Below are 16119 nucleotides of genomic sequence, written 5' to 3'. Positions count from 1 at the left end.
GAAAAAGGAAGAATCCTTCCACAGACTTCCTTCCAATGAGTACAAAGGAAGCAAATGAGAAAGGCTGGAACGAACTTGATATCATAATAGTGACAGGCGATGCCTATGTAGATCATCCTGGTTTTGGAACAAGCATCATAGCCAGGGTGCTTGAAGATGCAGGTTACAGAGTAGGGGTCATTGCACAACCCGGATGGGATAACACAGATGACTTCAAAAAACTAGGCAAGCCACGTCTTTTCTTTGCCATAAGTGCCGGGAACACGGACTCAATGGTCAGCAACTATACCCCTTCAAAGAGATTGCGGCACGAGGATGTATACTCACCCGGGAACAAAACAGGACTTCGGCCGAACAGGGCAGTGATCGTTTATTCAAACCGCCTTAGAGAAGCATTTCCTGACGTACCCCAGGTTATCGGAGGAATTGAAGCTTCCCTGCGCCGCTTTGCACAATATGACTACTGGTCAGACAAAGTGCGCCAGTCCATCCTTGCAGACTCGCCTGCAGACCTTATTGTATACGGCATGGGAGAGCTCCAGATACTTGAGATCGCAGACAGGCTCAACAAAGGAAAAGCAATCTCCGGTATTAATGACATTGATGGCACGGTCTGGAAAATGGACATCAGAAGCTGGAAAGAGAAAAAGGAGGACACCCTGGGGGAGTGCATAGAGATACCACCATATACCGAAGTCTCAAAGAGTAAAGAGCTTTATGCAAATGCATTCAGGATCATCTATGAAGAACAGGACCATATAAGAGGCCATTGCATCGTACAGGTCCATCCCAAGACCGTGATAGTCCAGAACAGACCCATGCGGCCTCTCACAACTGAAGAGCTGGATCATGTATATGAACTCCCATATACCCGGGAGACGCATCCTTCTTACAACGAACCTGTACCGGCACTTGATATGGTAAAGTTCTCTATCAACACCCACAGAGGCTGTTTCGGTGCATGTTCTTTCTGCGCGATCGCCCTGCATCAGGGAAGAATGATACGCAGCAGAAGTATAGGATCCATACTTATGGAAGCTGAAGGCTTCAGGAATATCAGGGGATTCAAAGGTACTATCAACGGACTCGGAGGCCCTTCGGCCAATATGTACGGGATGGAGTGCAGTAAATGGGAGAAAAAAGGAGTGTGCAAAAACAAGGTATGCATTCATCCCGATGCCTGCCCTTCCCTTGACACAAGTCACAAGAAACTAATTGAACTTATGCGCAGGCTCAGGGAACTGCCCGGAATATCAAAGGTCTTTGTAGGTTACGGAGTTCGCTATGACCTTGCACTGCTTGATGAGGAATACATGGAAGAGCTATGTGCCCACCACATCAGCGGACAACTGAAGGTCGCACCTGAGCACTATTGTAACAGTGTCACCAGTGTCATGAAGAAGCCTGGCAGGGAGGTATTTGAACGGTTTGAGCAGAAGTTCACAGACATCAACAAAAAGGTTGGCAAGGACCAGTACCTTGTGGCTTTTTTGATGTCAGGTCATCCCGGATGCACCCTCGGTGATATGATAGAGACCGCTGAATACATCAGAGATACCGGAAGGTACACAAGACAGGTACAGGATTTCACACCCACACCCATGACTGCGGCAACCTGCATGTTCCACACAGGAACAGACCCTTTCACCGGTAAGAAGGTATATGTGGCAACCTCCCAGAAGGAGAAGAGCATTCAGCGGGCAATGCTGCATTACAAGGAACCTTCAAATCATAATCTTGTCTATGAAGGCCTGAAACGTGCCAACCGCCTTGACCTTGCCGGTAATTCCTGGAACTGCCTGATAGGCCGGAAAAAAGGAGGAAAGAACGGATGGTAACTCCCGGATAAGATCGTTAACTTTTAAGAAGATTTAAGAACATCAGAATATGCTTTTCTTTGTAAAGGATATTCCTGAAAGGTGGAAATTATCCCATAGCCTTCTCCAGCAAGTCGATGATATCCAGCACTTCAACCTCCGGACCGCCGCGTTTGAGGTTTGTGCGACACAGAGGACATGCAGTTACAAGATAATCCACATCTTTGGGAATCTCCTCAAGTCTTTTCTTTGAAATATCAAGGGAGAGTTCAGGATAACCTTTAAGCACTCCGCCACCTGCACCACAACATTTGGATTTTTCCCTGTTATTCTTCATTTCCTCAAGGTCGCAGACTGACCTTATTATCTGGCGGGGGGCATCGAACACACCATTGCACCTGCCCAGGTGGCAGGGGTCATGATAGGTAACTTTAAGGTCCAGCTTTTTCAGGTCCAGCTCAGCCAGGCGGTCGGCCAGGAACTCTGTTACGTGGACAACATCCAGATTTCCCGGATAATCGTTCTTAAGTGCAGTGTAACACCCTGCACAGCCGGTGATTATAGTGTGGGCACCGGTCTTTTTTATCTGCTCAAGGTTCTTAGAGATGAGTTCAGAAGGATCAGAACCTGTCCTCAGAAGCGGGGACCCGCAACATACCTCTTCTTCCAGTACGGTGACACCAAAACCCTTCAATATGTCAAAGGTCCTTTTTGTGAGTTCAGGATACCTGTATGAGCCCAGGCAACCTGCAAAGAACACATAATCTGCCGTTTTTGCAATATCCTTTCCACAGTCACCAAGCCATGCCATCCTCTCTTTGGTCTCACCAAGAGGATTGCCTTTTCCAATAGCTTCGCTGCGCAATGATTTTTGTGCCCCGGTCATCTTACCCTGGAGAACAAGTTGATGCCGTACATTCTCTATGACCTTAACAGGAGATGCACCGGAAGGACACATCTGCTCACATAGCCCACAGGTGGTACAGGTGTTCAGGCTGTCAAATACGCCATTATCTACATCCATGCCCTGGGAAACACCGTGGGCCACCAGCATTCGTCCGCGGGAACTGGCCGATTCCCAGCCAACAACATCAAAGACAGGGCATATAGAGCGACATGTACCGCAACGGACACATTTGAGTATTGAACGCATATCAGAGTTGTTCATTCTCATACTCCCATCTTCCCCGGATTAAGTATGCCCCTGGGATCAAGAGCTTTCTTTATCAGTATCATAACATCAAGGCCCCTTCCAAGTTCAAGTCCCATGTATTCCGCCCTGGCACTGCCAACACCATGCTCAGCAGTAACTGTTCCGCCGACCTCTATGGCAGTGCGGTGTATCTTATCTGCCGCCCTGTTAAGCTTATCCCATTCCTTTTCGTCAAGCATATCGATACACATGCCGGTATGAAGGTTTCCATCACCTATGTGACCATAGGTCATTATCGGCATGGAGAATTCCTTTGAGATCTCACTGACCTTATGTAGCATCCCGGGAAGTTCCTTAATAGGAACGCCTATGTCCTCACCCACATAAACCCTGGTACGAAGAGGGTCGAGCCTGGAAACTGCTGCACCCACAAGCCTTCTTGCAGCCCATATCTCATCCCTTTCCTTTTTGTCAGATGCAGCCCTGATACTGGTCGCAAGTGAACTGCAAGCATCTTTTACCATTTCTATGCCTTCACGAACTGTGTTCTGCGTACCGTCCACCTCGAACATGAGAATAGCACCTGCCCTGGGAAGACCGATATTAGGATCGTAGGTATTTATGGCCTCAATGATGTTGCGGTCCAGGATCTCACATGCCGAAGGAATTATTCCGCTGGAGAGCACCTTGACCACCGCTTTGCCTGCAAGTTCAGGATCCTCAAAAGATGCAAGCAGTACAGAACGCTCTTTTGGAAGTGCCCTTACCTTCAGAATAGCCCCCGTGATGATACCGAGGGTACCTTCCGAACCAACGAACAAATCGGTCAGAGAATATCCTGCCACAGATTTGGAGGTCTTGGAACCGGTATTTATCACCGTACCATCCGCAAGTACCACCTCAAGTCCCAGCACGTAGTTCCTGGTGGTCCCATATTTGACTGAACGCATCCCACTGCCATTATTGGCTATAAGCCCGCCAAGTGTGCACATTGCAGAACTTCCCGGGTCAGGAGGGAAGAAGAAACCATATGGTGCAAGTACATCATTCAATTTTTCCTGGACGATACCAGGCTCAACTACAACCTGGAGATTATCCAGATCCATCTCCAGTAGTCTGTTCATTGAGGACATGTCAAGAACAATGCCCCCTTCTACCGGAACACAACCCCCTGCAAGTCCTGTGCCCGCACCTCTTGGAGTAACAGGGATCTCATTCTCATAGGCAAACCGGAGTATCTTTGAGACCTGTCCGGTACTTACAGGCCTGACAACAATATCAGGCATTCCCCTTACCTGGGAAGCATCACATGAATAACAATAAAGCTCTGCAGCTGAAGCGGAAACCCTTTCCTTTCCCACTATTTCCTGCAGGTTTTCAAGTAAATCTGATTTTTGCATGGAATCGTTTTTTAAGTGAGATAGTAAGATTTATACTTTTTGGTGAAGGCAAACATTTACATCTGACTACAACTATTAAGCAGCAATGACACGATACTTTGAGGTTCAGCAACGTGACGGTGCTGCAAGGATAGGAAAACTTCTCCTGAAGCAGACCATCAGAACGCCTTATATAATAGATACAAGAAGCCTTAGTTCCCCGCAAAGTCCTATAATAGACGGTGGCTCTCTCTGGAAATACGGAACGTTTGAAAAGGCAGAAGAACACCTGCGGGAATTAAGAAAAATTGCCGGGGAAGATGCTATCATTATACTTCCCCATCAGGACCTTACACCTGATGCACCCCATGAAATTGCCCCGAGGTCTGCAGAAAGCTCAGAATTTGAAAGTGTCGGTGCTACAGGAACAGTCTGCATCAGCGGACAGAAAGTAAAGGAACATGACCTCTATGTCATGGAGGGTGCCGGTTGTTTAGAGAATAACGCAAGGCTTTTCCTGAGCACACTGACCGGGATGAGAAGAGAGATATCTCCTGATGCAGCCATCTATGCACCAAATATCTGCACTCCCGAGAACCTTGCTATGCTGGCATATCTCGGTATCGATGTCTTTGACAGCACAAGGGCAATAACTGCGGCATACAGCGACATATATCTAACTACTGCAGGAAAGTTTCACCTTGATTCGCTGGCAGAGTTACCCTGCAGGTGCAACGCATGTTCATCAACCGATCCTGCCAGTATGATGGCAATGGATAGAAAGAGCCGGGCAATGCTCCTTGAACAGCACAATATCAACGCTATTGAAGCTGAAGCAGCCCTTGTCAGGGAAAAGATACGTAGAGGAATGTTGCGTGAATATGCAGAGGGACAATGCAGGGTCCATCCCTGGTTAACTGCCCTCTTAAGACTTTCAGATGCAGAATACGATTACATGGAAAGTAAAAGCCCCATTGCAAGGAACAACGAACTCATAGCAACCTGCAGTGAATCGCAGAACAGGGTGGAGATAGTCAGATTTGCAAGGAGGATACAGGAAAGATACACTCCTCCCCACGCGGATATACTGCTTCTATTACCTTGTTCTGCAAAGAAGCCGTATTCAACATCCAACTCCCACTGGAAATTCATCAATGCTCTTGGCAAGAACCGTAAATATGTACATGAAGTCATTATAACATCGCCTCTTGGAATAGTACCAAGGGAGCTTGAATTGACATACCCTGCTGCACACTATGATACCACCGTGACAGGACACTGGGATGCAGAAGAAAAGGAGTGGGTTTCAGCATGCCTTGAAAACTATCTTTCACAACACCGGTATACGGCCATTGTTGCACATGTGGAGGATGCATACCGCCAGATATGTGAAATGGTGGCAACCAGGATTGGCATTAGTATGATATATACAAGCCTTGGAAATGTAACTTCACAGGAGTCACTGAAAAAACTCAGTGAAACCGTATCAGCACTCTCCACCGGAAGAAAACGCAGTCATGAACAGACCCAGAAAGACTTGATGAAGGCTGTGGCTGACTTCCAGTTTGGTAAAGGTACAGGAGAGAGACTCGTACCTGATGATTCGACCATCAGGGGACCATTCCCGAAGCATCAGGTTTTCGTTGGAAAGAAACAACTTGTAACTCTGATACCTCAGTACGGCACCCTTGCCATCACCATCGACGGAGCCAAAGCCCTGATAGGACAAGGAAAATATATTGTAGAGATTGATGATTTCGTCCCCAGGGGCTCACTTCTTGCACCCGGGGTAGTGGATGCAGATCCACTGATAAGGCCAAACGATGAAGTGCTGGTCAGTGGAAAGAACGCAATTGCCGTTGGAAGGGCTAACATGAGTGGCGACGAGATGAAAAGGTCCACACGCGGAGTTGCTGTAGACCTGCGTCATGTCATAAAGATAGAAGGATAAATGATATTGTGGTTTTGAGATGATCATTGTCAGGAACTTTGAACCTTCGGATTTTGAGGAGGTTCTTGAAATAGAATCAGATGCATTTTCGGAACATAACCCGTTCCTGTACATGAATTTCTATGAAATGAACAACGAAGGATTCTTCGTTGCAGAACACAACGAATACATCGTAGGTTTTGTTGTGGGTTACCAGTTATCCCTAAGTGAAGGGAGGATATTCTCACTGGCTGTAAGAGATGGATTCCGGAGTATGGGAATTGGAACAAAGCTTATGGAAGCTATTCTTTCAGTATTCTTTGGGAAATTCCTGCAATATGCAAGCCTTGAGGTCAGATTGAGCAATCACAGGGCCCGGGAATTCTATAAAAGGCAGGACTTCATTCCCTGCTGGATAGAGCATAGCTACTACTCCGATGGGGAAGACGGAATTATCATGAAAAGACGTCTTACTCCATTTACCCGTATTCTCCCCTGGGAACACAAGTAAACCTGTGTTACCGTCAGGGAAACACAAGTTCAGTGTTCATGATCATATCTGATATATCTAATCTAATTCGTGTTTGCCAGCTGACCACTTGCACGAACCGCAAGCTCCTGCATCCTTGCCGAAGTCCTGCCTATTCCGGAGATATCATCCTGTGATAACGCTGATGCGATATCATTTCCAAGCACGAATATTGCATGTTTGTGCTCAGCTTTGCTCCTGTGCACATGTAAGGGACTGATGGACAGAGAATCGTACCCATGGAAGGAATTACCCATTCCCATATGTTCAAAGTGTTTTTTAATCTGTGCCATCAATGTGTGCAGTTGTATCAACTCATCTTTATGCATACCAACCAACCTTTGCGTAAAATTGAATTATTGTTTATTTCCTGTGCACTTTTAAAATAATGCACTAATGCTAGTTGGTTAATTTCAAAATAAAGGCATTTCCCACGGAAATGGATTCCTAATACATTGTATATTAATATTGTGGTATTATTGTCACGAATAATCATGATGATATACCTATCAAACAGATAAACAAAATAAGAACTTGCAAAAATAAATACAATAAAAAATAGATAATATATATACTGTGCGCAAGCACAGTACACAAAATTAAGTGTCACTCACAGTGAAGCTGCAGTGAACACCTTCACAGAGGCAGGCCTCTTTGTAACACTGCCCACCTTTGCACCGATCAGACACTCAATACCCTTGTCTGCTGCAATGTCAAGTATCCTTTGTGTGACCACACCATCAAAAACAACTGTTTTGACCTCAGCCTCGTAATCTTTAAGAGTACTTACAAGGTCACGAACCGCTGTCTCATTGACGACATTGTCCTCACCATCAAGGAACCTGGCACTGAACGTACCTATCAGGTCCGTAGCATGGCCTTTGAACCTCTTGTTCTCAGGAGATGATGGTATCTTGCTCTTCGGAACAACCGCCTGCTCTGTCTGTGGTTCTTCTTCCCTCTCTTCGCGTGGTTCATTTTTTCTGTTATCCCTTGCACGTGGTTCCCGGGAAGGCCTTGGTACCTGAGAAGCTCCAACACGTTTTACATCAGGAGCAGGTCTTCTTTCCTTACGTTTGGTAACACGTGAGATACGACCATTGTCAGAAGGAGCAGCCTGGTCCCTGATAACATATTTATCGATTACCTGCTCAACAGGAACCTTTTGTCTGAGAGACCTGACAATCTCTTTTTGCACCAGATCCTCAACACTCTTGCCGTCAGGGGCTCTTGCAATGAAGTCCACATTGGCGATCTGGACCAGTTCCTTTATTATAAGTTCTCCTCCACGATCACCATCTGTAAAGGCTGTCACAGTATCCTTTTTCTTAGTCAGCTCGGCAACTTCGGGAGGTACATTGGTACCGCCTACACAAATAGTGTTCTTTATACCGTACTTCAGGAGATTCAGGACATCCGCACGGCCTTCTACGACAATAATTGCATCGGAATCGAATATAGCCGGACCACACGGGATCTTGTTCTTTCCGAAATACTGCATCTCCTCAACCCTTACGGACTGGCGTACCTCGTCAGCTATTTCCTGGGACTCAGGGAGATTCTCGTCGAACATGCCCCTGAAAATGAACTTTGCCCTTTCAATTATCTGCTGGCGCTTTGTTGCCCGGACATCCTCGATATGGGTGATCTCTATCTTTGCACTGCACGGACCTACCCTGTCGATGGTTTCCAGCGATGCGGCCAGTATGGAAGTCTCTACCTTATCAAGGCTTGAAGGAATAAGGATGGTACCTTTGGTCTTACCAGCTTTGGCATTTACAACGACCTCGATCCTTCCTATACGTCCTGTTTTCTGAAGGTCACGAAGATCAAGGTCAGAGCCAAGCAACCCTTCGGTCTGTCCAAAGATCGCCCCGACTATATCCGGACGTTCTATGATTCCATCTGCACTTATTTTTGAATGAATTATGTATTTAGTGGTATCTGCATTTTGCATATAATGACTCTCCTAATTCAGCTTTAATGAAGACACCGGGAACATTCATAATACAAAAATAGCAGAGCAGATTTGCAGAGACAAAAAGGGTCAGCAAATCAAAAGGACAACCATGTCAAAGAACGACCATACCTAAACTTCAATGAATAAACGTGAAGATCTCTACTTGATACTAACCAACGCCAAGCTGAGAACAGCAGTAACTTTGCACTCTGCACAAAATGCAATAAGCTATTGAACTTTCTTCCTGACCTGGTCAATAAGCAGTGTTTCCAAATCCCTCATTGAATACATATGGCTTTTGACCTGCTAAGTTTTTGATGATATTACGAGTATTTTATCGACTGATGATCCCTATTTGAATCTGTAGTGATTACGGATGACTAAACTATATTTGTATTATTGGAAGATACCTTTGTTCACAGTATCTGTATTATCTCAATTTCAATCATTGATGTAATCATATAACCACGATTACATTAAGTAATAGAATTCAAAGTTTTATAAACTTATGGGTTGACATTTTGTTGGGTATTTAAAATGAAAAACACAACCTACGTTGATTTACTTACATCAGGTCCCAATAATGACAGAGGAAGGTGATTAATACATAAACCGTCTTTTAAACTAACATGCAAGATAAAGACGTGTATAACAACATAAAAGTTATAATAATAGGCGGTGGTGCAACAGGCATGGCAGTTGCTACAAGCCTTATGCGTCACAGTGATTATTCAGTAACAGTATTTTCTGCAGACAGTCACACTGCATACAGTCAGTGTGGCATGCCATTTGCCATAGGCGGGAAAATAAAGGACCTCGGATCACTCGTACTCAGAAACAGGAAGTTCTTCATGGACATGGGAATCGACCTGAAACTGGAAAGCAAGGTCAATAAAATCAACCTTGAAGAACACTTCATAAGCTACGCAGGGAAAAACCACCATTTCGACAAACTGGTGATAGCTACCGGCAGCAAAGCAAAGATACCCGGGAACATAAAAGGAACCTCACTTAAGAACGTGTTCACCTTAAGGACACTTTCCGATGCAATGATGATAGAAAAAGCATTCACAAATGCTTCAAATGTTGTCATTATAGGCGGAGGGTCCATTGGAGCCGAACTTGCAGCTGCCGCTGCTGGCCGGAAAATAGACACAACACTTATCAACAGAAGCTCATCGATCCTCTCCCGCAACATCGACCCTGACATGGCAGAGCCTGTCCGGGAGCATCTTGAATTCCTCGGTGTTAAGGTAATTACAGGCTACTTGCCCCGTTCCATCAATGGAGAAGAATATGCTGAATCTGTTACAGTTGATTCAACAGATTTCCCTGCCGACGTTGTGATAATAGCAACGGGTGTTGAACCGGAAAACGAGCTGGCAGCAGATGCAGGGCTGGATATTGGCATAACAGGAGGGATCATTGTCAATGAATATCTGAATCCTTCTGTAGGAGGCAGATACGACCCTGACATCTATTGCGGTGGTGAGTGTGTAGAAGTACATGGGCTTATCACAGGCAAAGCGATCTTAAGCCAGGTAGCAAGCACTGCAAGAAGGATGGCAGGCACTATAACCGCAAACCTTATCTCAGAGTCTGCAAAATTTGGCCCGATACTGAATCCATGGGTAGCCGTTATCGGAGATATACAGGCGGGAACTACAGGCATCACCTCAAAAGAAGCAATAGAAAATGGCATGAAAATAGTAACAGGTATTGCCACAGGTTCCACAAGAGCGGATTATTACCCAGGAGGAAGCAAGCTTTACATAAAACTCATATTCAGCGACAGATATCTTGCAGGAGCACAGGTCGTGGGAGGAGAAGGGGTAAAAGAACGTATAGATGCCCTTACCCTTGCCATCAAAAAGAGGATGACTGCAGATGAGCTGGCAAACATCGAAACCTGTTATGCTCCTCCGGTTGCAATGCTGACAGACCCGGTGGTCTTTGCTGCAAAAGGTGCACTGAAAAAGATGCGCAACTCAAAGACATGATAGAAATAGACGGTTCATACGGAGAAGGAGGAGGGCAGATACTCAGGACATCCATTGCCCTCTCGGCCATAATCGGGGAAAACATAATCATCAGGAACATACGTTGCAATCGTCCGCAGAAAGGACTCAAGCCACAGCACCTCAGATCAATACAGACAATGGCCCTTATGTGTGATGCCAATGTAAGGGGACTTTTTCCCGGATCTACAGAGATATGCTTTTCTCCATCGGAAATAAGGGGGGTAGAACAGGATATATCCATAGGTACTGCCGGGAGTATTCCTTTGCTTATGCAATCTATCATGCCCATGGCTGCCTGTTCAAGCGGAAAGACAAAACTGAGGATCACCGGGGGAACTGATGTCTCATGGTCACCTTCAATAGACTACATGACAAATGTTACAATGAAAGCCCTCTCTAAAATGGGATACAAAGCAAGTATCAGGCTTATAGATCGCGGTTACTATCCAAAGGGAAAAGGAATTGCAGAAATAGAGATAAGACCCTCTGCAATGAAAGCTTTCGATTTCAAACCCGGCAACAGTACTGCATACGGAATATCACATTGTTCAAACCTGCCTGAGCATGTACCCCGGAGGCAGGCATATTGTGCAAAAACATTCCTTGAAAAGAACGGGATCAAAACACACATTGACTTTGAAACCAAGAATCTGATCTCCACAGGAAGCGGCATCACACTGTGGTCTGACCTCATCGGTTCGGTCAGTATTGGAAAAAAAGGACACCCTGCTGAGAAAGTAGGCATGGAAGCTGCAAAGATGTTGCTCGATGACATGCGATCCAAAGCAGCGGTTGACATCCACCTTGCTGACCAGCTCATACCTTATATAGGACTTGCCGGAGAAGGAACGTTCACCACACGGGTGCTTACAGAGCATTGCCTTACGAATATCCACATAACAGAACAGTTGCTGGACGTTCGGTTCAGCATCAACAAAACTGGAGGGCTTGAGGAAGTATCACTGGGATAAGGATTACTCCCCGGAGTCCACAACACTCAGATATTCAGGAGGTATACCCCTTGCAAGCACTATATCATCGTTCACTGTAACAATATCCACTCCATCCTGCTGGGCTGCGCTTGCATCAATTTCAATGATAACAGGGTTGTCCGTATGGACCGAAGCTGCAGTCATTGCTTTTTCAAACGATGTACTTAGGTGCACATAGCATTGCCTTATAGGATAGATACCATTGTCAAGCAACATGTCCGCTTCTTCCTGACTAACACCGTAATAAAGATATGTCAGATCATTTTCAGGATAATCAGATATCAGATCCACATCCACTGAGTGACCGTATCTTGCCCTGATATAACCCCCGTCTATCTCATAGCGTCCTTTCCTGTCAGATTCCACAAGCGAGATCAGGCGTTCCATGGTTCCCCACTTGTACCGCCTTTTCATGATATCACAAAGCTGGTCCAGAACTACCCAGCCCTGAGCATCCATTTCAATACCCACATCTTCAGGGAAGTGTCTCAATGCACCGGAAATGAATCTTCCAAGCCTCTCTTCCCGATCATCATCCAGTACATAACGTCCTTCATCTCCACAGTCAGGGCAAGCCTCTCCCCTGAAATAGCCATGCTCTTTACATTTACGGATCATGATAACTGCAAATACATCTCATAATTAATATAACTTATTAAACGGCGCAACAAGCATCACAAAATATGTAATGCCAAAGCATTTTGATCATTAAAATGTTTTCGTTAGGTTATTTATATAAGAGAATACTAGATTAGGCAAAAGATAGATGGATAACCGGTCATTATAATATAAGACTTTAATTCATTTTCAGGGTATTATTATGGATGAGATCAATGAAGTATACGAAAAATTAGGCGGCGTCATCAGCAAAGATGATTTTACACGTAAAGTGCAGGAAAAAGTGGAACAAATGAGCGGCCTTTGTGACACAAGGACGGCCGCCATGCTTGTCGCCCATGACCTGGGGGTCAGTGACAACGTACAGACGCAGTTACAGAAGATATCAGACATCAACCCAAATTGTAACAATGTCAAATTCATTGCCAAGGTCATGTCTGTTTTCCCTGCAAAGGAATTCAATCGCAACGATGGTACCATCGGAAGGGTGGCCAATATCATTGTAGCTGATGAGACAGGTTCAATACGCCTGACACTATGGGATGACAGGGCAGATCTTGCAAAGACAGGAGAGATCGGGATAGGGCAGAACTACCAGATAGCCGGTTATGTAAAAGAAGGATATTCAGGTCTTGAGGTCAATATAGGTAATAATGGAGTATTCTGTGAGACCGATGAAAAAGTAGAGGCGCGTATTGAGTCCAAACATATAGAAGATATTAAGAACGGGATGGGAGATCTTAATATCCGTGCCCGCATCCTTGACATATCCGACATCAGGACTTTCAACAAGAAAGACGGTGGAACAGGAAAGGTTGCAAACATCCTGATAGGTGACCAGACAGGTAAGATAAGGGTAACACTCTGGGATGAGATGGCAGACCTTACAAAAGACCTTGAGATAGACGATTCAGTGGAAATAATAAACGGATACGCACGGGAGAATAATTTCAACCAGCAGGTGGAAATGCAGGTTGGTAACCGCAGCTCCATCAAAAAGATCCATGACGAAATAGAATTCAAGGAAGATTTCACACCAATCTCAGATATTATACCCGGAGAGTCATATTCCATAGCCGGACAGGTCTCCGGACTCGGTGAGATCAGGGAATTCAATCGCGATGACGGCACCGTGAATATGGTCTCCAATATATACGTATCCGATGACACCGGCAGGATACGCATAGCTTTATGGGGTGACCATGCACTTCTTGTGGACCAGCTGGATATCGATATGTCAGTAGAGATAATAGATGCATATGCAAAGTCGGGCTTTAATGAGGAGGTTGAGCTCAGTGCAGGGAACAGAACAAGGATAATGATCCGTTGAAAATGCATAATTTACATATATAAAAATCCCGGGAATGTTTCGGGTGATCTATGAGATGTCCCGAATCAATTATTTTTTACTAAAATAAATAGCTCTAAGCCCCTTGTTTTCAAAAAACAGGCCATTCAAAAGAAACCACGAACACCTATTTATAGAATAAAAGTAACATTTTAATTGTGGACTATAGGTAACAACTTCCTTTAATCCGGGATTCTGGAGACATCTTATGGTCTTGAATGCTCAGAACGACATGAAAACCGATATCTCAATTCTGGAGATCCGGAATGAGATGCTGGTCAGGGAAACGATGTCAAAGGATATTGTTGATATCGATGCTACTGCCAGTGTTCTTGATGTCGCCAGAAAGATGGCAGAGAATGATACCAATAGCGTCATCGTAAAAGAGGACGGTGACAGTATTGGCATCATAACTGAACATGACATAATAATCAAGAACGTGATCAGGAATGTCCTTCCTGCAGAAATGAGAGCAATGGAGATCATGTCATCCCCCATAATATCAATAAAGCCCTCCACAAACATAATCGAAGCTGCTGAAATGATGGTCAGGTCCAACATTCGCAGGCTTGTGGTAATGGAAGGTGACCAGATAGCAGGGATGATCACTGACAGGGATATAATTGCCATTGCTCCCGGTCTGACAACGATCCTGGAAGGTCTTATCGAATTACATCATGAGAATAATATCCAGCAGGAACAGGAGCCTGAACGGGGCATATGCCAGCGTTGCAGCGCTTTTGTTGACAACCTTATGGATGTTAATGGATTGATGCTTTGTGAGGACTGTAAAGAGGAGGAAGGTTACTACGACTAGTTATTTGACTGGTCAATTAATATTAAGCACTTCAAACTGGTGAAACAAATGTCTGTCCCGATATATCTTAAAAAAAGGAATGTATCGACTTTCAAAGCAACACATGGATCACAACCGGGAAAAATCACAGGTAGCCGGTATTTTGTGTTGACTGGATCCACTTTTACTGCAGACAGACATTGTATGTTAACTGCATATTGAAAGTGTAGCCCTGCACCCGGTTCAGAGATGTATACCGCGAGGTTTAAGTATCGTCCGGGAAACTTCCAGATATTATACCCAGAGCCACACTGAAATTTTGATATGTTCAGAGAACAGTGGTGCAATTGAAAATAAGATACAAGATCAGTGAACTGGAATGAAGAACTGTCATGCTACGGTCCGGGAAAAAACTGATACAAAAGATCCAAAATTGACATGAAGGTCACATCAGTTGACATTGGACATTATCCGGAGGTGAAAGGAAAAACCGATAGCATACTAAAAACCGCAAATATGGTTTCAGAAATACAGAGGGATTAGGAACTTGTTCCTGCAATAAAGTAAACAGTCCCATAGAGAAAGAACATGAGTGAAAAAGGGCACACAAAACCGCTGTGATCTACCAGTGGTGGGCTCTTGAAAGATCAATAGAAAAATATCCTGCAGGCTGGTTTTAATCAGTACCCAGGCCTCAAAAAGGAGGAACAACATGAATGTGAAGGACATTATGAGTTCACCGGTCTTTACCATAGCACCGGAAGAAACAGTAGCATACGCAAGGAACCTTATGCTGAAACACAAGATCAGCACCCTTGTGGTAGCTAAAAATGATGAGATGGTTGGCATTGTCACAAAGACAGATCTTGGAAAAAGGCTCGCACAGGCTGAACCTATGTGGAGAAGGAGGCCTATTGACAAGATTCCGGTAAGTATGGTGATGCATGAGAATCCTATCACAATATATCCCGGAGCATCTGTTGCCCAGGCAAGCAATCTGATGATAGAGAATGGCATAAACTCACTTGCTGTGGTGAACAGGGAAGTGGTAGGCATAGTGACAGGAACAGACATCATGAAATACTTCTCCATGCAGGATATAAAGACAAAAGTATCAGAGATCATGTCAGATGACATCGTCTTCGTTCACAGGCACCATACAATCAACCATGTTATCCACGAAATGGAAGAGAACCGGACAAACCGTGTGATAGTCAACGACGATGCTGATGAAGCAGTAGGGATAATAACCACTACTAATGTGGCGTTCAACCTTATGACAGACAACGAAGGGAAACTGCCGTCAAAGAGCATAAAAATGACAAGACGCTCAACCCCTGCCGGCCAGAAAGAGTACCGGTACATAAAGGAAGTACCTCTTGTAGCTGAAGACATCATGTCAGAACTGCCACCAGAAGTGGATATGAAGAATAAGGCGGTTCATGCTGCAAAAATGATGCTTGAAGAGCACGCCATTGCGCTACCTGTTGTTAACGGTGGACAGATAGTAGGGCTGATCAGCAGGAGAGACGTACTTAAAGCAGTTCAGTGAGCATCGAAGGAAAAAGATAAAAAC

Annotated in this window: 13 protein-coding genes; 8 read left to right on the top strand and 5 right to left on the bottom strand. The window is 44.9% G+C overall.

Annotated elements, in window-relative coordinates:
• The first annotated feature begins 35 nt into the window (after nt 1-35).
• Nucleotides 36-1838, top strand: a complete 1803-nt coding sequence (locus V7O64_RS09835) for a YgiQ family radical SAM protein (protein WP_407357317.1) — start codon at nt 36-38, stop codon at nt 1836-1838.
• A gap of 88 nt (nt 1839-1926) precedes the next feature.
• On the opposite strand, the gene V7O64_RS09830 is transcribed toward V7O64_RS09835, so the two are convergent.
• Both V7O64_RS09830 and V7O64_RS09825 read right to left on the bottom strand, forming a co-directional pair.
• A complete protein-coding gene (locus V7O64_RS09830) occupies nt 1927-2985 on the bottom strand; it encodes a (Fe-S)-binding protein (RefSeq protein WP_407355237.1) in 1059 nt (352 codons plus the stop codon).
• Nucleotides 2986-2987: 2 nt separating this feature from the next.
• A complete protein-coding gene (locus tag V7O64_RS09825) occupies nt 2988-4370 on the bottom strand; it encodes an FAD-binding oxidoreductase (protein WP_407355236.1) in 1383 nt (460 codons plus the stop codon).
• Nucleotides 4371-4455: 85 nt separating this feature from the next.
• On the opposite strand from V7O64_RS09825, the gene arcS reads away from it, so the two are divergent.
• Together arcS and rimI are read left to right on the top strand one after the other, a co-directional pair.
• Complete coding sequence (gene arcS, locus V7O64_RS09820) at nt 4456-6300, top strand: archaeosine synthase subunit alpha (protein ID WP_407355235.1); 1845 nt, start codon at nt 4456-4458, stop codon at nt 6298-6300.
• Between the two features lie 19 nt (nt 6301-6319).
• Nucleotides 6320-6790 carry a ribosomal protein S18-alanine N-acetyltransferase gene (gene rimI / locus V7O64_RS09815; RefSeq protein WP_407355234.1) on the top strand — a complete coding sequence of 157 codons (471 nt, stop codon included), beginning with the start codon at nt 6320-6322 and terminating at the stop codon, nt 6788-6790.
• 62 nt (nt 6791-6852) lie between these two features.
• Here the strand turns inward: rimI and V7O64_RS09810 are convergent, their stop codons facing one another.
• Nucleotides 6853-7137, bottom strand: a complete 285-nt coding sequence (locus V7O64_RS09810; RefSeq protein ID WP_407355233.1) for a UPF0058 family protein — start codon at nt 7135-7137, stop codon at nt 6853-6855.
• Between the two features lie 281 nt (nt 7138-7418).
• Nucleotides 7419-8765 carry a DNA primase DnaG gene (gene dnaG, locus V7O64_RS09805; RefSeq protein WP_407355232.1) on the bottom strand — a complete coding sequence of 449 codons (1347 nt, stop codon included), beginning with the start codon at nt 8763-8765 and terminating at the stop codon, nt 7419-7421.
• A 632-nt stretch (nt 8766-9397) separates the two neighbouring features.
• Between dnaG and V7O64_RS09800 the strand changes: the two genes are divergently transcribed.
• Nucleotides 9398-10768, top strand: a complete 1371-nt coding sequence (locus V7O64_RS09800) for an FAD-dependent oxidoreductase (protein ID WP_407355231.1) — start codon at nt 9398-9400, stop codon at nt 10766-10768.
• Nucleotides 10765-11760 (top strand): RNA 3'-terminal phosphate cyclase, encoded by a 996-nt coding sequence (gene rtcA / locus V7O64_RS09795; RefSeq protein ID WP_407355230.1) that lies wholly within the window; start codon nt 10765-10767, stop codon nt 11758-11760. The genes V7O64_RS09800 and rtcA overlap by 4 nt, the downstream gene beginning before the upstream one ends.
• Before the next feature lie 3 nt (nt 11761-11763).
• Here rtcA and V7O64_RS09790 read toward each other — a convergent pair whose 3' ends face one another.
• Nucleotides 11764-12399: an RNA 2'-phosphotransferase gene (locus tag V7O64_RS09790; RefSeq protein ID WP_407355229.1), complete on the bottom strand. Its 636-nt coding sequence runs from the start codon at nt 12397-12399 to the stop codon at nt 11764-11766.
• Between the two features lie 202 nt (nt 12400-12601).
• Here V7O64_RS09790 and V7O64_RS09785 point away from each other — a divergent pair, with 202 nt between their 5' ends.
• The 3 genes from V7O64_RS09785 to V7O64_RS09775 all read left to right on the top strand — a co-directional run bounded on the left by V7O64_RS09785 (nt 12602) and on the right by V7O64_RS09775 (nt 16095).
• On the top strand, nt 12602-13729 hold the full coding sequence (locus V7O64_RS09785; protein ID WP_407355228.1) for an OB-fold nucleic acid binding domain-containing protein: 1128 nt from the start codon (nt 12602-12604) through the stop codon (nt 13727-13729).
• Between the two features lie 226 nt (nt 13730-13955).
• Nucleotides 13956-14564: a cyclic nucleotide-binding/CBS domain-containing protein gene (locus tag V7O64_RS09780; RefSeq protein WP_407355227.1), complete on the top strand. Its 609-nt coding sequence runs from the start codon at nt 13956-13958 to the stop codon at nt 14562-14564.
• A 691-nt stretch (nt 14565-15255) separates the two neighbouring features.
• The gene (locus tag V7O64_RS09775; RefSeq protein WP_407355226.1) at nt 15256-16095 is read left to right on the top strand and encodes a CBS domain-containing protein; all 840 of its coding nucleotides are present in this window, start codon (nt 15256-15258) and stop codon (nt 16093-16095) included.
• The last annotated feature ends 24 nt before the right edge of the window (nt 16096-16119 follow it).

The organism is Methanolobus sp. WCC5 (assembly GCF_045690325.1).
Taxonomy (GTDB): domain Archaea; phylum Halobacteriota; class Methanosarcinia; order Methanosarcinales; family Methanosarcinaceae; genus Methanolobus.
This window is presented reverse-complemented; position numbering and strand designations above follow the sequence as displayed.